The sequence below is a fragment of the Paraflavitalea sp. genome, from assembly GCF_059502485.1.
In genome coordinates, this window is the sequence record NZ_JCACET010000010.1 from 2,591,272 (window position 1) to 2,615,294 (window position 24,023).

Annotated in this window: 24 protein-coding genes; 9 read left to right on the forward strand and 15 right to left on the reverse strand. The window is 46.7% G+C overall.

The window, feature by feature from the left end; translation table 11 throughout:
• Window positions 1-35: 35 nt before the first annotated feature.
• From AC5JBY_RS27495 to AC5JBY_RS27505, 3 genes are all read left to right on the forward strand, one after another.
• Window positions 36-713 carry a hypothetical protein gene (locus AC5JBY_RS27495; protein WP_495907886.1) on the forward strand — a complete coding sequence of 226 codons (678 nt, stop codon included), beginning with the start codon at window positions 36-38 and terminating at the stop codon, window positions 711-713.
• 126 nt (window positions 714-839) lie between these two features.
• Complete coding sequence (locus AC5JBY_RS27500) at window positions 840-1,358, forward strand: pyridoxamine 5'-phosphate oxidase family protein (protein WP_495907887.1); 519 nt, start codon at window positions 840-842, stop codon at window positions 1,356-1,358.
• A 27-nt stretch (window positions 1,359-1,385) separates the two neighbouring features.
• Window positions 1,386-1,826: an NUDIX domain-containing protein gene (locus tag AC5JBY_RS27505; RefSeq protein WP_495907888.1), complete on the forward strand. Its 441-nt coding sequence runs from the start codon at window positions 1,386-1,388 to the stop codon at window positions 1,824-1,826.
• A 94-nt stretch (window positions 1,827-1,920) separates the two neighbouring features.
• Here the strand turns inward: AC5JBY_RS27505 and AC5JBY_RS27510 are convergent, their stop codons facing one another.
• Window positions 1,921-3,231 carry an amidohydrolase family protein gene (locus AC5JBY_RS27510; protein WP_495907889.1) on the reverse strand — a complete coding sequence of 437 codons (1,311 nt, stop codon included), beginning with the start codon at window positions 3,229-3,231 and terminating at the stop codon, window positions 1,921-1,923.
• 21 nt (window positions 3,232-3,252) lie between these two features.
• Entirely contained in the window at window positions 3,253-6,333 is a 3,081-nt protein-coding gene (locus tag AC5JBY_RS27515; RefSeq protein WP_495907890.1) for an amidohydrolase family protein, read from the reverse strand.
• Between the two features lie 159 nt (window positions 6,334-6,492).
• Here AC5JBY_RS27515 and deoC point away from each other — a divergent pair, with 159 nt between their 5' ends.
• From deoC to AC5JBY_RS27535, 4 genes are all read left to right on the forward strand, one after another.
• A complete protein-coding gene (gene deoC, locus AC5JBY_RS27520; RefSeq protein ID WP_495907891.1) occupies window positions 6,493-7,167 on the forward strand; it encodes a deoxyribose-phosphate aldolase in 675 nt (224 codons plus the stop codon).
• A 32-nt stretch (window positions 7,168-7,199) separates the two neighbouring features.
• Entirely contained in the window at window positions 7,200-7,622 is a 423-nt protein-coding gene (locus AC5JBY_RS27525; RefSeq protein WP_495907892.1) for an SPOR domain-containing protein, read from the forward strand.
• A gap of 59 nt (window positions 7,623-7,681) precedes the next feature.
• Complete coding sequence (locus AC5JBY_RS27530) at window positions 7,682-8,875, forward strand: M20 metallopeptidase family protein (protein WP_495907893.1); 1,194 nt, start codon at window positions 7,682-7,684, stop codon at window positions 8,873-8,875.
• A 101-nt stretch (window positions 8,876-8,976) separates the two neighbouring features.
• On the forward strand, window positions 8,977-10,794 hold the full coding sequence (locus AC5JBY_RS27535; protein ID WP_495907894.1) for a CocE/NonD family hydrolase: 1,818 nt from the start codon (window positions 8,977-8,979) through the stop codon (window positions 10,792-10,794).
• Between the two features lie 29 nt (window positions 10,795-10,823).
• Here AC5JBY_RS27535 and AC5JBY_RS27540 read toward each other — a convergent pair whose 3' ends face one another.
• Window positions 10,824-12,173: a vanadium-dependent haloperoxidase gene (locus AC5JBY_RS27540; RefSeq protein ID WP_495907895.1), complete on the reverse strand. Its 1,350-nt coding sequence runs from the start codon at window positions 12,171-12,173 to the stop codon at window positions 10,824-10,826.
• A 293-nt stretch (window positions 12,174-12,466) separates the two neighbouring features.
• Between AC5JBY_RS27540 and AC5JBY_RS27545 the strand changes: the two genes are divergently transcribed.
• Entirely contained in the window at window positions 12,467-13,582 is a 1,116-nt protein-coding gene (locus tag AC5JBY_RS27545) for a sensor histidine kinase (RefSeq protein ID WP_495907972.1), read from the forward strand.
• A complete protein-coding gene (locus tag AC5JBY_RS27550) occupies window positions 13,579-14,292 on the forward strand; it encodes a LytR/AlgR family response regulator transcription factor (protein ID WP_495907896.1) in 714 nt (237 codons plus the stop codon). Before AC5JBY_RS27545 ends, AC5JBY_RS27550 begins: the two co-directional genes overlap by 4 nt.
• Window positions 14,293-14,296: 4 nt before the next feature.
• On the opposite strand, the gene AC5JBY_RS27555 is transcribed toward AC5JBY_RS27550, so the two are convergent.
• The 12 genes from AC5JBY_RS27555 to AC5JBY_RS27610 form a co-directional block, all read right to left on the reverse strand.
• Window positions 14,297-15,658, reverse strand: a complete 1,362-nt coding sequence (locus AC5JBY_RS27555) for an aldehyde dehydrogenase (protein ID WP_495907897.1) — start codon at window positions 15,656-15,658, stop codon at window positions 14,297-14,299.
• Between the two features lie 52 nt (window positions 15,659-15,710).
• Window positions 15,711-16,229, reverse strand: a complete 519-nt coding sequence (locus AC5JBY_RS27560) for a DUF1569 domain-containing protein (RefSeq protein WP_495907898.1) — start codon at window positions 16,227-16,229, stop codon at window positions 15,711-15,713.
• A 184-nt stretch (window positions 16,230-16,413) separates the two neighbouring features.
• A complete protein-coding gene (locus AC5JBY_RS27565) occupies window positions 16,414-16,845 on the reverse strand; it encodes a hypothetical protein (RefSeq protein WP_495907899.1) in 432 nt (143 codons plus the stop codon).
• Between the two features lie 77 nt (window positions 16,846-16,922).
• On the reverse strand, window positions 16,923-17,351 hold the full coding sequence (locus tag AC5JBY_RS27570) for a hypothetical protein (RefSeq protein WP_495907900.1): 429 nt from the start codon (window positions 17,349-17,351) through the stop codon (window positions 16,923-16,925).
• A gap of 230 nt (window positions 17,352-17,581) precedes the next feature.
• Entirely contained in the window at window positions 17,582-18,736 is a 1,155-nt protein-coding gene (locus tag AC5JBY_RS27575) for a redoxin domain-containing protein (RefSeq protein WP_495907901.1), read from the reverse strand.
• Window positions 18,737-18,752: 16 nt separating this feature from the next.
• On the reverse strand, window positions 18,753-18,971 hold the full coding sequence (locus AC5JBY_RS27580; protein WP_495907902.1) for a hypothetical protein: 219 nt from the start codon (window positions 18,969-18,971) through the stop codon (window positions 18,753-18,755).
• 31 nt (window positions 18,972-19,002) lie between these two features.
• A complete protein-coding gene (locus AC5JBY_RS27585; protein WP_495907903.1) occupies window positions 19,003-19,773 on the reverse strand; it encodes an ABC transporter permease in 771 nt (256 codons plus the stop codon).
• Between the two features lie 2 nt (window positions 19,774-19,775).
• Complete coding sequence (locus AC5JBY_RS27590) at window positions 19,776-20,687, reverse strand: ABC transporter ATP-binding protein (RefSeq protein WP_495907904.1); 912 nt, start codon at window positions 20,685-20,687, stop codon at window positions 19,776-19,778.
• A 1-nt stretch (window position 20,688) separates the two neighbouring features.
• On the reverse strand, window positions 20,689-21,414 hold the full coding sequence (locus AC5JBY_RS27595) for a hypothetical protein (protein WP_495907905.1): 726 nt from the start codon (window positions 21,412-21,414) through the stop codon (window positions 20,689-20,691).
• Window positions 21,415-21,423: 9 nt separating this feature from the next.
• Entirely contained in the window at window positions 21,424-21,804 is a 381-nt protein-coding gene (locus AC5JBY_RS27600; RefSeq protein WP_495907906.1) for a GntR family transcriptional regulator, read from the reverse strand.
• A 19-nt stretch (window positions 21,805-21,823) separates the two neighbouring features.
• Entirely contained in the window at window positions 21,824-22,678 is an 855-nt protein-coding gene (locus tag AC5JBY_RS27605) for a hypothetical protein (protein ID WP_495907907.1), read from the reverse strand.
• 9 nt (window positions 22,679-22,687) lie between these two features.
• The gene (locus tag AC5JBY_RS27610; RefSeq protein WP_495907908.1) at window positions 22,688-23,521 is read right to left on the reverse strand and encodes an ABC transporter ATP-binding protein; all 834 of its coding nucleotides are present in this window, start codon (window positions 23,519-23,521) and stop codon (window positions 22,688-22,690) included.
• Between the last annotated feature and the right edge of the window lie 502 nt (window positions 23,522-24,023).

Genomic DNA, 24,023 nt, shown 5'->3' on the forward strand with positions numbered 1-24,023 from the left:
GCCCGAATTCAGTATATTTAGATAAACACAGTCACATGAGAAAAATGCTTGCAGCATGGGCCCTGCTGTTGATCACTGCTACCGTGCTGGGCCAGGGATTGGGCGCCGATGCCCGATCAGCCGGTCGCCCCATAGCAATAGGCCGACTGCCGGATGTACCGGAAAGCGAGACAGTACGTGCTAAATTCCTCAGCCAGGAATGGTCGCCCGGCATAGTGACCTTTAAGAACGGAGCCCCCTCCATGACTGTGCCCCTTCTCTTTGACGAGTTTGGCGAAAAGCTATACTATCTGCAAAACAACCTCACGATGGAGTTCAACAACCCTGTAGCCTCTTTCACGCTCATGCTGATCATAAAAGGCGATAGCGGATATGTAACTTATAAAAATGGATTCCCTGCTATACATAAGAATACCAGCGAAACATTCTATGAAGTAGTAGTGGACGGCAAATACGAGCTACTGAAATGCCGGGCTAAAACCATTGGCCTTTACAAAGAAGATGTACCGGAAGAACGTCGCAGCAACCAGATCAAAGAAATGTTGTACGCCTTGCTGCCCGACGGGCAAATCACAGAAGTCAAAAAAGACAAAGACTACCTGTGTGCCCTGCCCAAATATGGCGACGCCATTAAAAATGTAGCAGACACCAAAAAGCTTAAGCTGAAAAACGAGAAGGGGCTTATAGAATTATTTGCGTTCCTCAACCAGTAATAATATACCTGGCCCATAAATTCCCCAACTATACTACCTCTTGTTTAACAGGATGGAACACAGTTCCTGAATTACAACACAAACCTGCTGGCATCCGTTCTGCATGTATAGCGCTAAACATAAGTTATGAGCGATATACAAAATCTTACAGATCAGGAAGCTATTAAAAAGATGCAGGAACTGGGCAATGGTGAAGTTTGCCTCTTTTGCACCTTCGCCGAAGGACAGGAAGAAAGTCTTCAGTTCAGGCCCATGGGCACACAATCTATTGATGACAACGGCCACCTATGGTTCTTCAGCGACCGTCGTAGTAATAAAGACGAACAGATAGATGAGTACAACAAAGTATACTTGCTTTATTCCAATCCCGGCAAGCAAAACTACATGTGCATTGAAGGTTCTGCAATCGCCACACGCGATAAAGCAAAAATAGAAGAACTCTGGACCCCCATTGCAAAAGCCTGGTTCAAAGATGGTAAAGATGATCCCTATATTTCTGTGATTGAAGTAATACCGCAACGAGCTCATTATTGGGATACCAAACACGGAAAAATGATCTCCTTCCTCAAGATACTGGCATCCGTAGTGAGCAATAAGACCATGGAAGATGGCGTGGAAGGTGACCTGCAGGTAAACTCCCGGTGATTGCTATCTTTACGGAAACGAATACAGATGCATACCAGGAAAGAGATACTGCCGGCAGTGGCAGCCATCGTGTTCAACCAGCAGGGCGAAGTATTGTTGCAGCGCCGCAAAGATGTGGGGAAGTGGGGTCTTATTTCGGGCCATGTGGAGTTTGGAGAGAGCGTTACCGATGCTATCCTGCGCGAAATACAGGAAGAGACAGACGCGCAGGCAGACATCAAAAGGTTCATCGGCATTTACTCATCGCCGCTTTCGCAAACCTATCACTATACCGACAGGACCGTTCAATACGTTACGTCCTATTTTGAGGTGAGGCTGCTACAGGATATACAGCCAGGCTTTTCCAATGAAGAAACAGCTGAACTGCGCTTCTTTCCGCAGGAAGCTATACCGGAAGAACTCGCATTGGTCAATCCTTATTGGCTGGAAGATGCATTAGACACGACAGCTCCGCCTTTTATGAGATAAAAAATTGCCGGGAAGACGGTAAGACGTTAGCAATTATAAAATCGCTTAACGCCTTACTGCCTTCCCGGCTAATAAATAGGGGTACGGATTAAACTTACTTTAACCCATATTTGTATTTGTAACGCTCGTACAATTGCTTGTGTTTGTCGGTAAGATTTACTTCGCGACCTTGAATAAACGCATACTGAATAATCTGGCTGCGCATATCCAGCAGGTCACCATCACTTACTACAATGTTGGCATCCTTGCCAGTTTCAAGAGAACCAGTCTTATCAGCTACACCCAATATTTTAGCGGCATTGAGTGAAACTGCAGACAATGCTTCTTCTTTGGTAAGACCATAAGCAGCGGCCGTACCGGCATTGAAAGCCAGGTTACGCTGACGGGTGTTACCATCTTCATCGTTGATGGCAAACAGTACACCCGCTTTCTGCAAAGCAGCAGGTGTTTTGTAAGGCTGGTCGACATCATCATCCACCATCGTAGGCAGGTTGTGCATTTGGCCCAGGATCACCGCGATATTGTTCGCTTTCAGCAGGTCAGCGATCTGGTAGCTTTCAGAGCCACCAACGATCACTACGTCGAAACCAAACTCTTTTGCGAAATCGATCGCTATCAGCATTTCCTTCACGATGTTGCAATGAACAAACAGCTTCTGCTTTTTGGTAAACAGGCCTTTCACTGCTTCATATTTCAAATTGGTCTCTTCATGCGCGCTTTCCGCCTGGTAAGCTTTTGCCTCCCGGAAGAAGGCCTTAACACCTTCGATCTGGTCGAGTGCCCGCTTAATGGGATCACCAGCGGGCTGCTGACCACCAAAACGGCCAAAACCACCACGGCCACCACCACGCAACATCAAAGAAGGCATACGCAACTGAATGCCATTGTCAGGCAGGTAAGCTGCATCTTCCCAGTTCCACGCATCCAGTTGCACCACAGAAGAGCTACCGGAAATAATACCACCATCAGGCACTACGTTGGCCAGCAGGATACCATTATTAGGCAACGTACGCGTCACTTTAGAATCGGTATTGTAAGCTACCAGTGAGCGGATATTAGGGTTCATTTGTCCCAACTCGCTGTCATCATTAGTAGCACGTACACTCGATACTTCTACCAGACCAAGATTGGATTGAGATAAAATAAGACCGGGATAAATGTGCTTGCCTTTACAGTCGATCACCTTTGCATCGGCAATAGAAGCAGTAGCACGTACATCAACGATCTTTCCTTTTGAGAAAACGACCATGCCGTTCTCGATAACCTGACCGTTACCTACGTGTACCGTAGCATTGGTCAACGCAATAGTTTGCGTTTGGGCAGGCGCAGGATATATGCTCTCCTGGGCAGTAACATTGGTTACCATCCAGCAGCCCATCAATATAGTGAAGAATATTCTTTTCATAATTCAGTTCATTTACAGGGGTTATTTGTTTTCGTTAAGCAACTCAGCAGCTTCCTCTTCAGTAAGTGCCAGCAGACCATGGCTGTGCAGGTGGTCCATGCAAGCCTGGATCACTTCATAGCGGGGACGTGGACGTGCAAATCCACCACCGCCGCCAGCGCCACCACCGGGTGCAGTACGCTTGGCCGCTGCCAGCTTCTGGATCAGCCTTGTTCTCTCCGCCTGTACTTGAGCACGCAATTCTTTGTCGCGCTCGCGATCAAAAAATACCGTACCGTCAACGATTGTTTTTTCAGCTACTGCATAAATGCTCAGCGGGTTGTTGCTCCACAGTACGAGGTCAGCATCTTTACCCACCTTGATACTGCCCACTTTATCATCTACGTGCAGCATTTTCGCAGGGTTCAGCGTCACCATCTTCAGCGCTTCTTCTTCCGTAACACCACCATACTTCACGATCTTACCAGCTTCCTGGTTCAGACGGCGCGCCATCTCAGCATCATCAGAGTTGATAGCCACGTTCAGACCAACCCGTTGCATGATAGCCGCATTGTAAGGGATAGCGTCTACCACTTCCATTTTATACTGCCACCAGTCGCTGAAAGTAGAAGCATTGGAACCTTGTGCTTTCATCTTGTCGGCTACTTTATAGCCTTCCAGGATATGCGTGAAAGTGTTGATGGGGAAATTGAATTTATCAGCTACACGCAACGCGGCAGTGATCTCACTTTGCACATAAGAGTGCATCGTGATGAAACGTTTTTTATTCATGATCTCAACCAGTGCATCCAGCTCCAGGTCACGACGCACTCCAGGCTTCTTGGCCTTCATGGCATTCTCGTAATCCTTTGCACGCTGGAAAGCATCTACCAATACCTGCTCCACACCCATACGCGTATCGGGGAAACGGTTGTTGTTTTGAGAGCTGCTGCGCTTTACGTTCTCACCAAGGGCAAACTTGATGAAAGGATCAGAACCTTTGAACTTCAATCCTTCATCATCAGCACCCCAGCGCAATTTGATCAGCTGCGTTTGACCACCGATCGTATTGGCAGAGCCGTGCAGGATATGAGAAGAAGTTACCCCGCCACTCAACTGGCGATAGATATTGATATCTTCAGGGTTCAGGTTATCAGCAATGCGCACCTCAGAAGTAACACTTTGTGCACCTTCATTGATAGAGGCAGCAGCAATGTGCGAGTGCTCGTCAATAACACCCGGCGTTAAATGCTTGCCGGTACCGTCGATCACTTTAGCACCAGTAGCAGACAGGTTCTTACCGATCTTAGAGATCTTACCACCGGTTACCAATACATCGGTACCTTCCAGTTTGCCATCCTTTTCATTGGTCCAAACTGTAGCATTCTTAATTAAGATAGTTTCCTGCTTAGGCATTTCTTCGGCACCATAAGCGAGGAAGGGGAAAGTAACCTTGCCCAGTTGCAAAGGCATTTTAGGACGGGCAGAATCAGCTTTGGCAACAGCTGCTTGTTCCAAAGTAGCAGTCCAGGTAAACTTGTTGCCACCGCCATCGCGGCCTGCACCGTTCCACACATTGCCACTGGCCACACCACTCATTACTGTTTCAGTAGCGCGTGGACCACGGCCTTCTGTAAAGCTCAGCTTCACCAGTTTGCCATCATAGGTATATTTACCAGTGAGGGTATCTCTTTCAGTGAAAGTAGCAGTACCGCCATCTTTCAGTTCAACTGTATAATTTTTAGTACCGCCAGCAGTGTTAGCTACGAGTTTGTAGGTGCCTTTCACATCGTACCAACCATCTTCTTTCACTCCATATTTGTAACCCTGTACCCAGTTTTGGTACACCACTGTTCTTTCCTGAAAGATGGGGCCGGAGGTAATGAGGAAGTTAGCCAGCTTGCCTGCATCGAGGCTACCGGTCTTATCATAAACACCCAGCAAAGTAGCAGGCGTTTTGGTCAACGCTTCCAGCGCTTTGGTCTCCGTTAAACCATACTCGATCGCTTTGCGCAGGTTGGCGAGAAATTCGCCCACATTGCCCAGATCGGAAGTAGTAAGGCAAAAAGTAATACCAGCTTTTTCAAAAGCAGCAGCATTACCAGGCGCCAGTTCCCAATGCTTCATATCATCGAGGCCGGTGAAACGAACATCGTTGGGATCATCTACATCCATTGCCGCGGGATAATTCAGCGGCAGGATAAAAGCAGCCTTGGTAGTAGTCATCTCGTTGATACGCTGATATTCATTACCTCCAGCCTTGAAGATAAACTGAACACCAAACTCATCACCTACACGGTCTGCACGCAATACATTCCATTTATCGTTGGCCTCCATGATCTGTGGCAGGCTTTGGTTGTCGTTCCAGGCTTTCAGCGTGAGGTTAGTGCCTTCTTTAGCTGGATTGGATTTATACCAGGCTGCATCGATAAAGCTCTGGCGCAGTAAAGCGATCACTCCCATCATGGAAGCAGGGTAGCTTTGCGTGGACGAACCTTTATTCAATGAATAATGTGCAGTAGCCTTTTCCTTTACCATGGTAAAGTTTTCCTTTACATCAGCCAGCGTCACCACAGCACCGGTACCACGGGCAATGCCATCCTTCTGGTGGGTAAGCACCGTACCAAAACCGATATCACGCAGCGTCTTGGCTTTCGCTTCATCGGCATTGAACAGTTTGCCACCTTCCACATCACTGTGAATGGATTGGTTCCAACCGAAAGCACCTTTCTGGTTGGAAGTAAGCTGGGCGGGTTGGTTGAAGTTGAAACCACCACCTAACTGACGTGTAGGAGCAGTAATACCATAATCGGAATAAGCATCCACAAAAGAGGGATAGATGAATTTGCCCTTACAATCGATCACCACCGCATCCTTGGGAGCGGCCACGTTGGCGCCTACGGAAACGATCTTGCCATCCTTGATCACCAATGTAGCATTGGCAACCGTAGTCTGGGCATCTTTTACAATCGTAGCGTTGGTGAAAGCGTAATAACCGTTTTTGGGATCAGCCACTCCATTCACAGGGAAAGTGGCCTGGGCCAGTGCGGAAAATTTAATAGCAAGTAACAACCCCATCAGGGAAAGCGATTTCCCTCGGGGGCTAAGCCTGAGTTTTCTCATATGCTGGTTGGTTTTATAATCTCGAGCCGAAAAAGGTCCAATTTAACCAAATGCACTAATTTAGACCCCATAAAATTTGCCTGACCGGCAAATAACCTCCATAAGACGCTTATAGCCGTTGTTTCCTGCTGACAAATGACTAAAATTGCTCATTTTTCTATGAATATTGCCCAATATATTGATCATACGCTGTTGAAGCCTACCAGCACTTTAGATGAAATAAAAAAATTATGCGACGAGGCAATGCAGTACGGCTTTGCAGCTGTATGCGTGCCGCCGCCCCTGGTAATGCATGCAAAGAAATATTTAGCGGGCAGCAACGTTAAAGTGGCTACCGTAATAGGCTTCCCCTTTGGTTATTCGGCACCGGCTGCCAAACAGACAGAAACAGAACAGGCCATCGAGGATGGAGCCGATGAACTGGATATGGTTATCAATCTCATTGCCTTACGGGCCGGCGCTACGGCCTTGCTCGAAGCGGAGATAGAACCCATTGTGACATTGGCTCACCAACAAGGGCGGTTGGTGAAAGTGATCATAGAAAGTGGCATATTGTCTGCAGAAGAGATCATACAGTGTTGTACATTGTACGCCGCAGCCAATGTAGATTTTGTTAAAACTTCTACCGGCTACGCCGAAAAAGGAGCCAGCGTGGAAGCGGTGCAACTGATGCGTAAACATTTACCGTCTACCATTCAGATCAAGGCATCCGGAGGCATCAGGAACTATGCTTTTGCAAAGGAACTGATCGAGGCTGGCGCTACGAGGTTGGGAGCCAGTGCCAGCGTAGCAATTGTAACAGGCGAAAAAGAAAGCAACACCAGCGGTTATTAATAAACAAGAAGGATCCGATAACTCAACGCAATATGAAAAGGCTTATCGTTATACTCATATCATTGATCAGTGTGCAGGCTTTTGCACAGGCAGATACGAATTCTATCGTTGTACACAAAGATCCCCGCATAGACCTGCTGGTAAAAAAACAGATCGAGATCAACGAGGTAACCACCCGCAATGCCAGGCGTTTTGTACCCGGCTTCCGCATCCTGGTGGTAAATACCAATGACCGCAACAAAGCCCTTACCGCTAAATCAAAGCTATACCAGGAATTTCCTTCCCTGAACGTATACCTCATGTACCAGGCCCCCTTCTACAAACTGAAAGCAGGGAACTTCAAGGAACGCAAAGATGCTGACGACTTCCTGCCTACCATTCAGAAGTTGTTCAGTTCCGGTGTTTATGTGATACGAGATACTATTGAAGTAAATCCAGATCCAGCGGCCAATTAAGCCCCTACTTTCACGCTTCACGTCTCATCTATTCCGTCCAGATGTTTTACATTTGGGCCATGAGTACGCTGAAACAAAAAGTACAAGACCTGGCCAATACCTATGCACCGGCATTTATCGACATCCGTCATCACTTACATGCCCATCCGGAACTAAGCTACCAGGAAGTAGAAACTTCCCAATTCATACAACAAAAACTACAGGAGTTTGGTATCCCCTATCAGGTGATGGCCACTACCGGCGTAGTTGGACTGATCAAAGGAAAGAATCCCGACAAACGGGTAGTGGCCCTGCGTGCCGATATCGACGCACTGCCCATCCTCGAAGAAAACAATGTTCCCTATAAATCAACCCGCGACGGCATCATGCATGCCTGTGGTCATGATGTGCACACCACCTGCCTGCTGGGCGCCGCTAAAATATTACAGGAGTTGAAAGATGAATGGGAAGGAACGGTGAAACTTATCTTCCAGCCCGGTGAAGAACGCAACCCCGGAGGCGCCAGCATCCTGATCAAAGAAGGAGTACTAACCAACCCCGCCCCACAAGCTATCTTCGGATTGCATGTGCATCCGCAACTGGCAGTGGGTCAACTTAGCTTCCGCGGCGGACAGGTAATGGCCAGCGCCGATGAGATCTACATCACCATCAAAGGAAAGGGTGGCCATGCTGCAGCACCTCACCTGACGGTCGACACCATTCTTATCGCCTCACATCTTATCGTGAGCCTGCAACAGATCATTAGCCGCAACAGGAACCCACTCTCCCCTTCCGTATTATCCATTTGCTCTATACAAGGTGGACATACCACCAACGTAATACCCAGTGAAGTAAAGCTGATGGGCACCTTCCGTGCACTCGATGAAGCCTGGCGCTTTAAAGCACATGAACTGATCCGCAACAACGCAGTGCAATTGGTGCACGCCATGGGTGGAGAGATCGACCTGCACATCGACGTAGGTTATCCTACTGTATACAACCACGAAGCACTGAACAACGTGGCCCGGAAACTGGCAGAAGACTACATGGGCGCAGAGCATGTAGAAACTACTGAAATGCGGATGGGCGCGGAAGACTTTGGCTATTATACACAACTGATACCCGGCTGCTTTTACCGGCTGGGCGTGATGAATGAAGCCAAAGGCATCACCTCTGGTGTACACACCCCCACCTTCAACATCGATGAAAGCGCCATCGAAACAGGTATGGGTATGATGGCCTGGCTGGGAGCGAATGCGAGCCTTGACAGTTAGATCAGTTACAGGTGACAGGACACAAGTTACAGGGCATAAAACCCGCCCGACATTCTTCCCTGCAACCTGAAACTTGTAACCTGCAACAAAGAACTTTACATATGCTACGTCTCACTACCTTATTCCTGTTCCTGACAACGTTGGCATACGCCCAATCTGCTGACAGCAAATACGATCGCCAGGAGATCATGATCCCCATGCGCGATGGCGTAAAGCTCAATACGGTCATCTTTACGCCGAAAGCAGCGAGTGAAAAATATCCCTTCCTGTTGCGACGTACACCGTATGGCGTTAGCGGAGCCGGAGCACCGGATAAAAGTGCTTATACCAAAGACCTGGCCGATGATGGCTATATCTTCGTATTCCAGGATATCCGTGGCCGCTATAAGAGCGAAGGCAAGTTCGAGATGCAACGCTTCAGCCGCAACAAGAAAGACCTCAAAGCCATCGATGAGAGTACCGATACTTACGACACGTTTGAATGGCTATTAAAAAACATCGCCAATAACAATGGCAAGGCTGGCATGTATGGCATATCCTACGATGGCTGGACCACCATGCAAGGCGCTATCGATCCGCATCCAGCATTGGTAGCCGTTTCAGAACAGGCTACTCCTTCCGACATGTGGCTGGGCGACGACTTTCACCACAACGGCGCATTCCGCCTTAGCTATGGTTTTGAATATGCGTTTATGGAGGAGGCTGGTAAAACAGATAGCCTGTTCCCTTTCGGGATGCACGACCTTTACGATTGGTATCTCCAATTAGGATCACTTTCCAACGTCAATAAAAAATACTTCCACAACCATATCCCCACCTGGAATGATTTTGCCAGCCATCCCAACTACGATGCCTTCTGGCAAAAGCAATCACTGGCATATCGTCTCGATTCGCCACGCGTATATACCATGCACGTAGCCGGCTGGTGGGACCAGGAAGATTTTTATGGCCCGCTGAAAGCTTATGAGGTATTGGAGAAGAAAGACCGCAGCAACAAAAACTATATCGTGGCCGGTCCCTGGAATCATGGGGGTTGGGCAGGAGGCGCAGGCAATACGCTGGGCAATATCAATTTTGATACGAGTACAGGACCTACTTTCCGGAAAGACATACAAGCCCGTTGGTTTGGCTACCACCTCAAAGGCAAAGGAGATGGCAACTTTGCAGAAGCCATTACCTTTCAAACAGGTTCTAACACCTGGAAGAATTACAACCAATGGCCACCGGCTGAAGCTGTAAAACAAAATCTGTATTTCCACCGCAACGGTAAACTCTCTTTCGATAAACCACCTGTGTCTGCTGCTCCTGCTTTCGACAGCTATGTATCTGATCCATCCCGCCCGGTGCCTTATCGCACCAGGCCCATCGAACAAACTTATGGTCCCGGCTCCCGCTGGCGCACCTGGCTCACCGAAGACCAGCGCTTTGTGCACAACCGGCCTGATGTGTTGAGTTGGGAAACGGAAGTATTGCAGGAAGATGTAACAGTAACCGGTCAGCTATGGGCCAGGCTCTTTGCCGCTACTACCGGCAGCGATGCCGACTGGATTGTGAAGCTGATAGACGTATATCCGGCCGAATATCCCAAAGACCGCAAGATGGGCGGTTACCAGTTCATGGTGTCCAACGATGTGTTCCGTGGCCGTTATCGCAAAAGCTTTGAACACCCCGAAGCCATTACACCCAACAAAGTAGAAAACTATAACATCGACCTCCACAGCATCAACCACGTATTTAAAAAAGGCCATAAAATCATGGTGCAAATACAAAGCACCTGGTTTCCTATCATAGACCGCAACCCGCAAAAATATGTACCCAATATTTTCGAAGCAAAGGAGTCAGACTTCCAAAAAGCAACCCACATGATCTATCGCACAGCAGGATTGCCTTCGCATATTGAACTATCGGTGATCAGATAACATACAGGCTGTCCAACAATACGGTATCCTTACTTGAGGAACTTTAGCTTAGTATCAATATTTTGCGCTGTCTTCCTGCCTTGCTTTGCGCCTTCTTCGCAGGAATAGCGATAATGAATGCCTCCATATAATCTTGAAATAGAGATCTCTTCCGCCATGGCATCAAAAGAAGCATAGCGGCGTGAACCTAAATTTTCAGGACCCTTGCCAATATCAGCCATAACACCTTCATAGGTAGCATTAGTAAGGGCAGTCTGGTTGCCATAAATACTGGTGAGTGCGTAGGCCACACTATTGCTGAACACTGCATGATTGGAAGGAAAGTCAGGGAAACCGGGTGTTGCCAGAAAAGGCTGCCATACCGGGTTAGCCCCGGGCGCAATGGTAGCACGGATAAACTGGAAAGGCCTTTCAGCCAAATGTGTATACTTTACTTTAAAGGACCCGGTAACAGCATCACACAAAGTAATGCCGGTTTTTGCATACGTAAGCGCCGCTTTATCCAATGCCGGCTTTAACTGTTCCATCAACTGCTTCAACACGGAAATATAATGTGCCCCTGCGGGATAACCAGGATTCGAATCATTATAATACTTTGCGATCAGCTTTTGCTCATGCGTAAGATTCTTCGACACCGTGTACACTTCATTCATTTGTGCATAATAAGGAGAAGCAGGATTGGTGCTGTAAGTAAGTGGAGGAGAGGCTACATTATCCAAACTACCGGCAACCAGCAACCTGTTGTACCCACCATAAGGATTTACAGGAGCACCGGTTTCGGGCTGCCACATGCCAGGATAATAAGCAGGTAATTGATAAGCTGTTGTTGGCCAGTTGGCATTGTCAGTCTGCGCCCACGCAAAGATCCTGTTGGCCACTTCTGTTCCAAACGCAGCAGAACGCTGGAAAACATCATTGCCCGCTTCTGCCTGGAGTTTTGTATTCAATTCATTTTCGAGACTGGTAACAGCCAGTTCATTATAAGCAGCTGGAACTGCACTAAAAAACTTACGCGTCAAAACAGCCAGCGCCGAATGAGCACAGGTGGGCCAGTGATAAGGAAGCCCGGGGTCTGCAGCCGGCATCGCAGGCATGTCAGTAAGCTGTCCATACAACGACCGGTTGGCAGGCATACCCGGCAATACTGATTCATACAAAGCGATACCGCAATAAGCCATATACCGGGCAGGATTAAACCCGAAAGGATTGCCGGATGGCCTGTTCAGCATAGAGGTTTGCACGCCCTGCCATTTCACCACCACATCAGCTGGATAGGTTTTAGCTTGCGGTATATCATTCTCATTTTTTTTCTTGCAGGCTACACCGGCCAGATAAAGCACGGTAATAAGCAGCAATACACGCCCTATTCTATTACTCATAGTTGTAGTTGTTTAAGCGTTATACAATAAGTAAGGGATCGATAACAGCAGTAACAAAGGGCGGATGATTCCTGGTTAACCGGTAACGCAGCACCAAAATAGCGATAGCCGTAACTCTTTTTCCAGGCGATCGCTCAATGCATTTGTTTTCAGAAATAAGACAGGCACCACAGATCAATAGCTCCCGGAGGGAGGAAGCTGCCGTTTATCGGAAAACCCTGCCTTTAGTCTATTTTCCGCTGCCTGCGGGATAATAGTCAGGCCGATTGCTTAATTTGTAGTAGTTGAGATCCATGAATGCCTTCCTCTACAATGAGTTTATTTTTTCCTCCCGCTATCGTGTGTGGAGGCATATACTGTATTGGTCGTTTCATATTACAATATGGGCTGCATTTTGGGTGATCATGGGCGCACCAGGTTCCTATGCCCGCTATCTATTGAATATGACCATGTGGGTTCCGCTTTTTATATTTTTCAGTTATCCAATGGTATATATAGCCATCCCATACCTGCTGTTGAAAGGCAAAGTAGTCCAGTTCTTACTTGCTATCCTCAGCTGGGGCGCGCTGGGCCTTTATATGGATGTGGCTTACAGGAGCTATGTATTGATACCTGCACAGGAAGCAATGGGATTGAAGAACATCATTCCGAGAGGGCCATTAGCCTTCTGCTACCTGTGCATGACCACTTCGGCAGCAAGCCCCATGATCATAAAGTTTTTCAAGCTATGGTCTATTAAACAGCGTGACTGGATACGTGCACAAGAGGAAAAAATAACAGCCGAACTGCAGTTGTTGAAAGCACAGGTACATCCGCATTTCCTGTTCAATACACTCAACAACATTTACTCCTTTTCAATGGAGGGCTCGCCCAAAACCCCGGGCCTTATCTTAAAATTGTCTTCATTGCTCAGTTACATGCTCTACGACTGCAAAGCAGAAGAAGTACGGCTGGAAAAAGAAATAGAGATCATGAAAAACTATATCGACCTGGAAAAAGAGCGCTATGGCAATAAGATCGAAATATCCTGGAGCGTGGAAGGTGATATAAAAGACAAGTTTATTGCGCCCCTGATCATGCTGCCCTTCCTGGAGAACGCTTTTAAACATGGCACCTCCGAGCAAATAGAAAAACCCTGGCTGGGCGTGGATATTTCCGTAAAGTACAATACTCTTCGATGTAAGATCGCCAACAGCAAGAACGAATATGTACCTTATAACAACAATGGCATCGGCATCAACAATGTCAAGAAGCGCCTGGAATTTATTTATGCCGGCAAATACGAACTAAAGATCAACGACGAGGGAAACTTCTTCGTGATCTCGATGCTGGTCAAATTAACAGGCGATATAACCGATTATAATACCGTACCCGTTTTCCCGGTGACCCCACAAACCATCTCCGCATGAAACTACGCTGTCTGCTGATAGATGATGAACCGCCAGCCCTGAAAGTGCTGACCAGTTATATCACTTCTATCAATGGACTGGAAATTGCGGGGCAGTGCGGGAATGCTATCGAAGCCCTCGATGTGCTGAAACATAAAGCCGTAGATGTAATATTCCTTGATATAAAGATGCCCCGCATCATTGGCACCGAGTTTTTAAAAAACTTGTCGCATCCGCCCAAAGTCATATTTGTTACCGCCTACAGAGAATATGCAGTCGACGGTTTCGAACTGGACGCGGTGGACTACCTGGTGAAACCTGTCTCGTTCGAACGCTTCTTCAAAGCCATTACCAGACTGAACCGGCTGATGGGACAGGAAACATCCATAACAAATACCAGCGAAGTTGCCACTACTGTCCCGTTCGTTTACCTGAAGGTTGACCGCGACATGAAAAAGGTCATTATCAATGATATCCTGTATATCGAAAGCTGGAAAGACTATGTAAAAGTCTTTTTTGTAAATGGTCAGCATTTGCTGGCAAAACAATCCATCAGTGCCATGGAGAACTTACTATCGGAACACAAGTTTGTGCGTACCCACCGGTCTTTTATGGTATCATTGGGTAAGATATCAGGCTACAATGGTTTCGCCGTACAATTAGGAAAAACGGAAATACCCATTGGAAGATTATATAAGCAGGCAGTCATGGAAAAGCTGCAGTCCTACTAATTGACTATATACCCATCACCCTTTTGATCATGGTTGACTTCCAACCCTTGTAAGGGAAGTATTTAAACGGAAACTCAAACAGCGTAGGCTTTTGAATGAAGCTCTTGAAGTGAGAGAACGTTTTGAAACCCGCTTCTCCGTGGTAATTGCCAATGCCACTGTGGCCAACGCCACCAAAGGGTAAATGATCGTTTGAGAAATGCATCAATACTTCATTGCTCGAACCTCCGCCGAATGATACTTCACGCAGTACTTTTTTACGCAACGCGCTGCTTTCAGAAAACAGGTACAGGGCCAGCGGTTTAGGCTTCGATTTGATAAATACTATAGCCTTGTCAAGATCGTCGTAGGCCAATACCGGCAGAACAGGCCCAAAGATCTCCTCCTGCATTATTTTGTCATCAACCGAAACATTGGTAAGTACAGTGGGTTCTATAAAACGCTTTGACCGGTCATACGATCCACCGGTAAACACCTTTCCCGGTTCAATCAGGCTAACCAGCCGATCAAAATGCTTTTCACTGATGATCTGTGCATAGTTTTGATTGGTAAGAGAGAACTGCGCCAACTCGATCTCTTTCTTAAGCGTTGCCAGAAACTCCTTTTCAATGCTCTTGTGCACCAGCACATAATCAGGGGTAATACACACTTGCCCTGCGTTGATAAATTTTCCCCATACCAGCCTCTTGACACTGACCTTTAAATTGGCATCGGGCGCAACAATCAGTGGACTTTTACCGCCCAGTTCCAGTGTCACTGGCGTCAGATTCTTGGCAGCTGCCTGGTAAACAATTTTCCCAACAGGTACACTGCCTGTAAAAAAGATCTTATCGAATGGCTGCTCCAATAATTGCGTTGTCTCCTCAATGCCTCCTTCTACTACAGCTATAAAAGACGGGTCGAAGTTTTCCCTGATCATCTTTGATAAAACAGTACTGGTATGAACCGTCAGTTCGCTGGGCTTGATCACGACCGTGTTGCCGGCAGCAATAGCTGCGATCGCAGGCGCTAAAGTCAGATTGACGGGAAAATTCCAGGGCCCGATAACAAGACAAACACCCAATGGCTCGGGCACGATGTAGCTGCGTGCAGGGAAATTGAGCATATTGGTGCCCACCCGTTTTACCTTACCCCATTTGCGCATATGCTTAATGGATTTATCGAGCTCTACATATACACCTGCGAACTCGGTCAGGAATGTATTGAACTTCCCTTTCTGGAAATCTTTATAAACAGCCTCCGTTAACTCCTGCTCATAACTTTTGATAACAGCCTTCAGTTTCTTTAACTGCTCTATCCTGAAGGAGAACGGTTTCGTAGCATTACTATTGAAATATTGCTTTTGTTGATCGATTAACGCTTTCATAAAAAATGTTTTTAAGTATGTTCTTGTAAATGATTAGATGAATGATGTAGACTTATGCACCAAACTGGCGCAGGTGGTGATCGAAATGGCGGTAGATCAATCTGCCCCATAGCGCCCTCGGCATAGTACCGAACATTGGGTGAGCGTAAGAAGCCTGCGCAGACAAATGCGCTTTCTTCAGCATGATCAATGCCTGTTCTTTCTCGGCATTGAAATCGATTGCCTCATTCATTTCAAACTCAAACCCTTTGGGTCCTTTTACATTTTTGGGGAGCTGATTAAGTACACGCAGTGCAATAAACCTGATAATACCTCGTGACAGGAATGAGCTTTCATCTTTGAGCGTGTACACCTTAAGCCCAGACCCTGTGGCAATTTTTAAATGATTTAACATTTGAATCACGGTCATTTTACCCCACTGCCGTTGAGCAGTTGCCTGTAGATTGGTTAACCGACTATAGATCTCCAGGAAGTTGGCCGTGTTGAAGATCACGTCCCGGTTGGCTTTCGCCATCACCAGTGATTTTGATGGAAGCAGGTTCGGTGCTTTGTTTTGCATGGTAAATTCCATTGTGAAAATTTTTAACTATTTAAGATTGATTTACAATGCAAACTTAGACCAGCGACCAGGCGGGAAACGTTGACTTGGGTTAAGAAGCGTAGGAAACGAAGGGGATTAAAATAGAAAAGGGGCAGGTAGAAACCCGCCCCGTATCACAAAGATTACTGCGTATAGAAAAAAAGAAATTATTAGTCTAACATATTTCGAACAACACTTTGTTGCCCGTTCCGGCAACACCTTCATTATCCTCATAAAACTTTACACCATCCTCTTCACATTGGAGGGTAAACAAAAGGCGTGGCCTGCCCTGACCAGTCTGCTCCCACTTTACCGGCTCCGTCTCATACACAATGCTACGGATGGTATAATCACTGTTCATTGTGCAATCCACCTGCTTCACGGCATTGGCAAAACGCACCTCGCGTCCATCAGGCAACTGATAATGCAGGTAAATAGCTTCCTTATCAACCAGGATATTGGTAAGCACAGAGGCAGTATTATCCAGCCGGCCATCAGGCCCCACCCGGAACTGTCTTTCACTGTGCAGCTGTAATTGTCCTTCATGGTTGCCGGCACCATTGCCAAACAACAGGCAACCGATATAATCCACAATCTCTTTTTTCATGTTGACTGAATTAAGGATGAATAATAAGTGGTCAAAAGTGAATGAGTCTTTGCAGGATACTGGTTGAGGATGTTCTATTACTTCTCTTCGTATTTATTGATCAGTACTTTTATTTTCTTGCCCTCAAGGCGTTCCATCTCCACCAACAGGTACAGTTTCCCATCTTTGGCTTCCACCGTCATGGAGCCTTCATTCGTTTCACCAGTATCAGGTTTTTGGAACAACACTTTGTACACAGCTTTACCTTCTTTGTAGATCTCTTTCCACTCGCAGGTAGTTCCCTTAATAGTAGCTTTCAGGGCTTCCGGTTTGTCGCTGACATTCACGGTAATGGTCTCCTTGGTAAATTCGATAGACAACACATCTGTTTTTGTGTCCATAACATCACCTTCGGCGCTGATCCTCTCCTGCTTATCGGAATGGTACACGACGTGTTTATCACATTGGGCAATGGCGGCCGATCCGGCGAGCAGCAGGACAAGGAAAGACAAGAACATCTTTTTCATGGCTATACTTTTTTGGTTAATATGTTTTTTTATCAGGGACCTGCGCCATTAACCGGCACTTGGACAACCCGTTCAGGCTGCAGGTTACAGCTATTTAAAAAAAATCCGGCATCATTTACACCAACCCGGCCCAATGGCTGACAGACAAGGTTTTTAACAGGTCAAAAAAATCAGTGAACCACCTGCCCGGCCTATCGTGCAAAAACACCTGCTGCACCGTTTGTGTGCCACTATTTAGCAGCCAGTAATTGCTCTACAAAACGCTGCAGTTCCTCACCGTGCAGCTGCGCCGCAATGATCTTACCCTGCGGGTCGATGATGAAGTTTTGAGGAATGGCCCTCACACCATACAGTTTCGGCACGCCACTCTCCCAACCTTTCAGATCGCTTACCTGCGGCCACGTCAGCTGGTCGTCTTTAATAGCCTTTAACCAGGCCGCTTTCCCCTCGGGCTTGTCCAGCGACACGCCCAGTATTACAAAATTTTTATCCTTGAAGCGGTCATAGAGTTTCACCAGGTTGGGATTGTCCTGCCGGCAGGGGCCACACCAGGAAGCCCAGAAATCGATCAATACATACTTACCCTTGAATTGCGACAGTGACACAGGCTGTCCTTTCACGTCTTTCTCTGCAAAGTCTGGTGCAGCAGCGCCTACTTTTACCAGACGAATATTATTCAGCATGCGCAGGAATGCCTGTCCGCCAGTTGTTTCCCGGACAGCCGGAGATAAAGTATTGAACAAGGGTTCCAGTGTAGCAGGATCAGGGAAGGCGCCGGGTATATAGCTTTCAAGTGCAAACAGACTGATATAGCTATCCGGATGCCGGCGAATAAAATCCATAGCGATCTGCTGGCGTTGCATCCGCAAAGTATCCTGCACACGGTTGAGGCTATCACTAAAGCCAGGTGCTTTTGCCTGCTCGCGTGTCATAGCGCGTAACCGTATAGAAAAATCCAAATGACGATCGTCTACTGGTTTCATTAAGGTCTGGAGCATTTGGTAATCCTTATTCAGTACTGATCCGCTCATGGAAGCCGTGGCCACGGAATCCTTACCCGTGATCACAATCTGGCCTTTGTCTACAAACAACTTCACCATATCTACTCCATCTCTGCGATCCAGCTTTTGAATGCCCACACCTTTACGATCGATCACCAACGTGGCAGAAAAAGGCTGGTCAGTCAGGCCTTTCAATTCAAATGCACCTTTAACTATCAGCGATGAATCAGCCCGCTGTCCGCCATCTTTCTTATAAGCCAGGTAAGCTATGGCTGGCGCATCAAGTCCGGTTATATTGCCTTTGATCGAATAGGCTCCTTCCTGTGCCAACAGCAAGGCAGGTGACAATAAAGCGGCCAGTATATAGGTGCTACGTTTAAACATGTCGATTATTAGCGGGTTAAAAATCCAGTAATTCCAATCTGTTCAGCAAGCCCGACGACTCTACTACATCATCATACTCCGTATCGGCCTCCGTATTAGTGGGGGCGGGAGCTTCCACCATTTCGATGGAAAAAATGGGATGCACAATCACTTCTTCAGCAACGGCTCCTTTCGGTTGACGGGAGATCAGCAGCATAGTGGCCAACAACACGGCGACTGGTACCAGGAATCTCATAACTAACACTTTACTGTTTTATAAATTTGTTTTATCCTCTTTCCTTACGCTTCACTGTATCCCAGAATGCCAGCAGGGTTACTCCGACAAACCATATCCAGGAATAGTTCAGGTGAACAAGTCCGGCATTTCCTTTATTCAGGTTCTTAAAATAAGTGAGTGCTGAATAAGCGTAGGGATAATAAATAATATGTCTCCATTGAAGGATAATGATGCCGGTGATCAGCAGGGCCAGCCCGATACCTATGGGCGCTATAAAATTCTTAAAGCGCAGGCTGATCCAGTATTGAATGGCAGTCATGGCCAGGATAGCAGTGTACATTTTACCAGTCACGGTCAGCATATCTGTCCAGGGAATAGCCGTGTCGAAAAATTTATACGTGCCATGTATTGCATTCGCACCATACCCTGCCACCAGTATAGACAGGTTAAATAGCAGCAGGGCTGTCAGTATCAACCCGTGAATGACCAGGTATTTAGAAAAGAAAATATCGGCATAACTGCGGGGAGAAGCATACACCTGCTTCCAGGTATTGTTGCGGTATTCAATCTGTACCACAAGGCTGGTCACCAATATTACATACATGGGCATTAAGAATGCTGCCGTAGGTTGCCAGCAGGCCCTCATCAACGTTTGCCATGCGTCATTCCCAAAATCCCGCACAAATTCTTTGGCATCGAGGGTCATCATCAACCACATCACGAAGGGAATAAATATCCCTGCTATCAATGTGATCCAATAAGCGGCCGTTTTACGGCATTTCCACAATTCGGCTTTTGTATTGATAATAAAAGTGGCCATAACTATTCGGAGGTTATTTCGATGAATAAATTTTCAAGGTCGTTCTGTGTAAGCGCCATCTGGTATACTTCCACATCCTGCTGGATCAGCGTTCTGTTGAGCAGTGCTGTTTTTTCTTTGCTTTCAAAATTCACCAGCAGGCGCGAGCCATTCACTTCCTTCACCGGGAAATGACCATTCAATACCCGTTGTGCTTTGGCAGTATCGCTTACTTCAATCTCGATGGCTGACTGTTTTGATTTCAGTTGCTGCAGTTCCTGCAACGCTCCCTGAAACACCAGCTTACCTTTATTGATGATACCAACGTGCGTTGCCATCTTCTCCACTTCGGCCAGCATGTGACTCGACACCATGATGGTCTTGCCATGCTCGCGGTTCAGAGATTTGATCAACTCACGTGTTTCGATGATACCGCTTGGGTCGAGACCATTGGTAGGCTCGTCCAGTATCAGCAGTTCCGGATCGTGCAGCAGCGCGATGGCGATCGACAGGCGTTGCTTCATACCCAGTGAATAAGCTTTCACTTTTTTACTGGCGGCATCTTTCAGCCGTACGATCTCCAATACTTCATCGACCCGCTTCTTTGGACATTGATACGAGAGACGGAAGATCTCCAGATTCTCACGCCCGCTCAGGTGCAGATACAAAGAAGGTTGTTCGATAAGTGAACCCAGGCGGCCAAGAATATCCAGGCGATGGCCTGCGAGCTCTTTGCCAAACAGGGTGATGGAACCTTCCTGCTTTTTCAGCAGGCCGAGGATCAGCCGGAGCGTGGTTGTTTTACCAGCGCCATTCGGGCCAAGAAAGCCATAGATACTGCCGGCTGGTATCTGCAGGCTCAACTGATGTAGGATGGGTTGTCCGGACCGGAACAAAAAGTCCAGTCGACGGGTCTCGATAATATAGTTACTCATTTTATTCTGTTGAAGTGATCGTTGCTTTGCGGAGGTTTTTACCTTTTATAGATATCTCAGAAGTACTATCTGTTTGTATACTCAGTTTGCCAAATTCCGTATTATCTTCTTCGAACCTGGCTCCAATGAAGCGGGCATCCAGCTCGTTCACGTGAACATCTCTACTGATCCGCAAGCCAGCATTATTCCTTGCATCCACTTTCAGTTTATCATAAAAAGTAGGTCGCTGTTCAATACGGCCATTGTCAACTGTCAGCTCTGCAAAATTCAGGTACAAATTGAAGGAAGGTTGCAACTTGCCGGAATCGACAATATTCCTGATGGTAACTTCACTGTAAATAATAGCAATGCTGTCCATCTTGGGAAGGAAAAGCTCGACATGCGTCCAGGACTTAGGCGCTGACTGCCCCTCCCCTTTTAGCGTAGGATTGGGGCCTATATGCAATACACCATCTTTTACTTTCCATTCTGCACCGGGCCCATCTTTCCATATTTCCAATCGTACAGAGTCGGACGGAATGATCATCACATTACCCATTCCCTCGATCCTTACCGATGTGAAAGGCTCCTTTATCTGCGGCACATCGCTCCAGGTATTATTGATACCTTCTTTGCGGGTCACGATACCACCGTTGGAATATTTGATCCTTACGGCAGCAAAAAGACTGGTAAATACCAGGGTAGTGGTAAGCAACAGGCCTATTAAAATTTTATTACTCGTTCTCATGTTACTGAGTTATGCAGGGTTTGTGAAATGTTGTTGTTTATACTTTTCATACCAGGGCTTCAGGTCGTCCGGCGTCATGCCCAGCAGGTACATGTTGCGAAAAACCTGTGGCAGGTCTTTTTCCGTAAATTCAACCTTACGGTATTTGATAGCCTGCTGCACGGCACCGGGTGATACAAAGTAGCCAATGCCCCGCTGGTTGTAAATGATCTCTTGTTGTTGCAGAAACTCGAACGTGCGCATCACGGTATTGGGATTTACTTCCAGTTGCACGGCCAGTTCCCGTACAGAGGGCACCCTTTCCTCCGGCTTCCATTCCTGCAGCAATATCTTTTCACAGACATAATCTGCGATCTGTAAGTATATAGCTTGCGATTCTCTGAATTGCATAATAATTTGTTTACGTAGGTTAAACCTCTTTTTCCTTCAGCCTGAAATAAGTAATCACCCAAAACACCGGCGTCAATACATACTTGAAGTACCCAAAAAATACATCATCAGTCCAGGAAGGCAATTGAATGACCCGCACTCCCCATTCGTTGCCGGGTCCACGCAGATTGAATATAGTAAGGCTCGAAGCAAAGCCACCTTCCGGCAGGATCGGGGCAAGCACTTTGGCGAGCAGGAAAATGAAGAACAGGATGATCAATAACAACGCAATGGTTGTTTTGATAAAACTATAAGCCGGGAAGTAAATTGATCCTAATGCATAAGCACCTTGTATAGCAAAGAAGAGCAGCAATACCGTAGTAAGTGCATTAAACGGATTGCCATTATCACTTGATTTCATGGTAGTAAAAACATTGGCTACTGTTTCCGGCACAAACAATGCTTCCGCATTATGTTCTTTCCACCGGGATAGATTAACCGCATTCGCCACTTTCACCATGATAAAATCAACGGCATAAAAGATAACGGTATAACAAACAAAAAAGATCAGTATGCAATACAGCGCCATGCACAGTACTTTCTCCAATTGCGATGCAGGTACAGATAAAAAATTGATGGCCTTGGGTTTATTGGCCAGATCACCAAAGAGCATGCTGGCAAATAAAGCGCCGGTAAGGAAAAGGCCTACATAAAAAGTAATAATCTGTCCTTCCTTGTTCATTGCACCACGACCATCCACCAGCAGCAGAAAGCCATACCACATTAATAACAGGGCGCCAATGGCTCCCAGCGAAAGCGTGTATTTATTCCGGTTATCACTCCAGTGCTTCCGCACCAGCAATCCCCAACGGGAAAAATCAAAAACCTGGTTCATGATAGTTATTTAAGAATTAAAGGCGGATTGAATGGGTTGACGGTTAGTGACGATGGCTTTGTACAACAGCTCCAGGTCGATCCTGCTTTCTTCGCCATCGGTATTTTTAGTGATGATCGCACTGCCGCGCAGAGAAGATTCACTGTACAAAGCATGCTTTACCTCCTCATGATCAAATGAGATACGGAAAGACAGCTTACGGGCAATAGCTTCAATTGTTTGATCGAAGAGGATAGCACCTTCATCTATAATAGTAATACGATCGATCAGGTTCTCCAGATCTTTTACCTGGTGCGTACTGATGATCACACATTTGTTTTCATCGATAGCCCCGGCCATCACCTTGCGAAACTGGCTTTTACTCATGATGTCCAAACCATTGGTTGGCTCATCCATCAACAACAAAGAAGTGTTGCAGGCAAGGCCAAAGCTGATCAGCACTTTTTTCTTCTGGCCATAACTCATGCTTTCCAGCTTGTTGTCTACAGGGATCTCGAACTCCTGTATATACTTATCGAACTGTTGTTGGTTGAAACGGGGGTAAAAGGGCGACAAGCTGTTCACCAGTTGCTGCAAAGGAATATTGGGCAGGTAAAATTCTTCCGGCACCATAAATACTTCCTGCAGGAAGGCTGGCTGTCGTTTGCCGGGCGTAAACCCCATTACGTTGATACTGCCCTGGTCGGGAAACAGCAGGCCGGCAATGTTGCGCAGCAGGGTGGACTTGCCCGTTCCGTTCTTGCCCAGCAGCCCGTAGATATGGCCGGGTTGTAACTGCAGGCTCAATCCCGTAAAGACTCTTTTCTTACGGTAGCCGAAGTGCAATTGTTGAATGTCTACCATGTTCGGTGTTTTAGTGTACTACTTTAATAGTACACAAACATACCAATACAGCTAATCGCCTCCAAGCATTTTGTGTTTTTTCTTTACAGTTTTTATTTGAACAAGTAATACTTATTAATAATCAACCTCTTATACGATTACAGGTTTATTTATCGCCGCGTGGCGCAGTGGGATGGTTGGGACTTGGTGGCTTTTGTTGCTAACCAGGATTCAGGGTTGTTGCTACCTCTGTGAGTCTATTGATCGTAAGTTTTTCTTAGGGTTTTTGTTTGGTCATCTTAGGGTTAAAAGCCTACCATAACCCAACAAAAACCCTAAGATGACCCTAGGATGACCCTAAGATGAGAGAATTTAGCAGCTTACATCTTACCGAAAATCATGAACGCCCCCTTACCAATATTACCCTTGTTTTTACCTAACTGGCAGATTAGCACCCGGATAGCATAATTCCCTTAAATTGCACGCCTGTTTCATGGCGGGAAAGAACTCAACCAAATATCCA

Excerpts from the sequence above, each read along its gene's own strand:
- AC5JBY_RS27495 (WP_495907886.1), top strand. The coding sequence starts at position 36 with ATGAGAAAAATGCTTGCAGCATGGGCCCTGCTGTTGATCACTGCTACC.
- AC5JBY_RS27500 (WP_495907887.1), top strand. The coding sequence starts at position 840 with ATGAGCGATATACAAAATCTTACAGATCAGGAAGCTATTAAAAAGATG.
- AC5JBY_RS27505 (WP_495907888.1), top strand. The coding sequence starts at position 1,386 with ATGCATACCAGGAAAGAGATACTGCCGGCAGTGGCAGCCATCGTGTTC.
- AC5JBY_RS27510 (WP_495907889.1), bottom strand. The coding sequence starts at position 3,231 with ATGAAAAGAATATTCTTCACTATATTGATGGGCTGCTGGATGGTAACC.
- AC5JBY_RS27515 (WP_495907890.1), bottom strand. The coding sequence starts at position 6,333 with ATGAGAAAACTCAGGCTTAGCCCCCGAGGGAAATCGCTTTCCCTGATG.
- deoC (WP_495907891.1), top strand. The coding sequence starts at position 6,493 with ATGAATATTGCCCAATATATTGATCATACGCTGTTGAAGCCTACCAGC.
- AC5JBY_RS27525 (WP_495907892.1), top strand. The coding sequence starts at position 7,200 with ATGAAAAGGCTTATCGTTATACTCATATCATTGATCAGTGTGCAGGCT.
- AC5JBY_RS27530 (WP_495907893.1), top strand. The coding sequence starts at position 7,682 with ATGAGTACGCTGAAACAAAAAGTACAAGACCTGGCCAATACCTATGCA.
- AC5JBY_RS27535 (WP_495907894.1), top strand. The coding sequence starts at position 8,977 with ATGCTACGTCTCACTACCTTATTCCTGTTCCTGACAACGTTGGCATAC.
- AC5JBY_RS27540 (WP_495907895.1), bottom strand. The coding sequence starts at position 12,173 with ATGAGTAATAGAATAGGGCGTGTATTGCTGCTTATTACCGTGCTTTAT.
- AC5JBY_RS27545 (WP_495907972.1), top strand. The coding sequence starts at position 12,467 with ATGAATGCCTTCCTCTACAATGAGTTTATTTTTTCCTCCCGCTATCGT.
- AC5JBY_RS27550 (WP_495907896.1), top strand. The coding sequence starts at position 13,579 with ATGAAACTACGCTGTCTGCTGATAGATGATGAACCGCCAGCCCTGAAA.
- AC5JBY_RS27555 (WP_495907897.1), bottom strand. The coding sequence starts at position 15,658 with ATGAAAGCGTTAATCGATCAACAAAAGCAATATTTCAATAGTAATGCT.
- AC5JBY_RS27560 (WP_495907898.1), bottom strand. The coding sequence starts at position 16,229 with ATGGAATTTACCATGCAAAACAAAGCACCGAACCTGCTTCCATCAAAA.
- AC5JBY_RS27565 (WP_495907899.1), bottom strand. The coding sequence starts at position 16,845 with ATGAAAAAAGAGATTGTGGATTATATCGGTTGCCTGTTGTTTGGCAAT.
- AC5JBY_RS27570 (WP_495907900.1), bottom strand. The coding sequence starts at position 17,351 with ATGAAAAAGATGTTCTTGTCTTTCCTTGTCCTGCTGCTCGCCGGATCG.
- AC5JBY_RS27575 (WP_495907901.1), bottom strand. The coding sequence starts at position 18,736 with ATGTTTAAACGTAGCACCTATATACTGGCCGCTTTATTGTCACCTGCC.
- AC5JBY_RS27580 (WP_495907902.1), bottom strand. The coding sequence starts at position 18,971 with ATGAGATTCCTGGTACCAGTCGCCGTGTTGTTGGCCACTATGCTGCTG.
- AC5JBY_RS27585 (WP_495907903.1), bottom strand. The coding sequence starts at position 19,773 with ATGGCCACTTTTATTATCAATACAAAAGCCGAATTGTGGAAATGCCGT.
- AC5JBY_RS27590 (WP_495907904.1), bottom strand. The coding sequence starts at position 20,687 with ATGAGTAACTATATTATCGAGACCCGTCGACTGGACTTTTTGTTCCGG.
- AC5JBY_RS27595 (WP_495907905.1), bottom strand. The coding sequence starts at position 21,414 with ATGAGAACGAGTAATAAAATTTTAATAGGCCTGTTGCTTACCACTACC.
- AC5JBY_RS27600 (WP_495907906.1), bottom strand. The coding sequence starts at position 21,804 with ATGCAATTCAGAGAATCGCAAGCTATATACTTACAGATCGCAGATTAT.
- AC5JBY_RS27605 (WP_495907907.1), bottom strand. The coding sequence starts at position 22,678 with ATGAACCAGGTTTTTGATTTTTCCCGTTGGGGATTGCTGGTGCGGAAG.
- AC5JBY_RS27610 (WP_495907908.1), bottom strand. The coding sequence starts at position 23,521 with ATGGTAGACATTCAACAATTGCACTTCGGCTACCGTAAGAAAAGAGTC.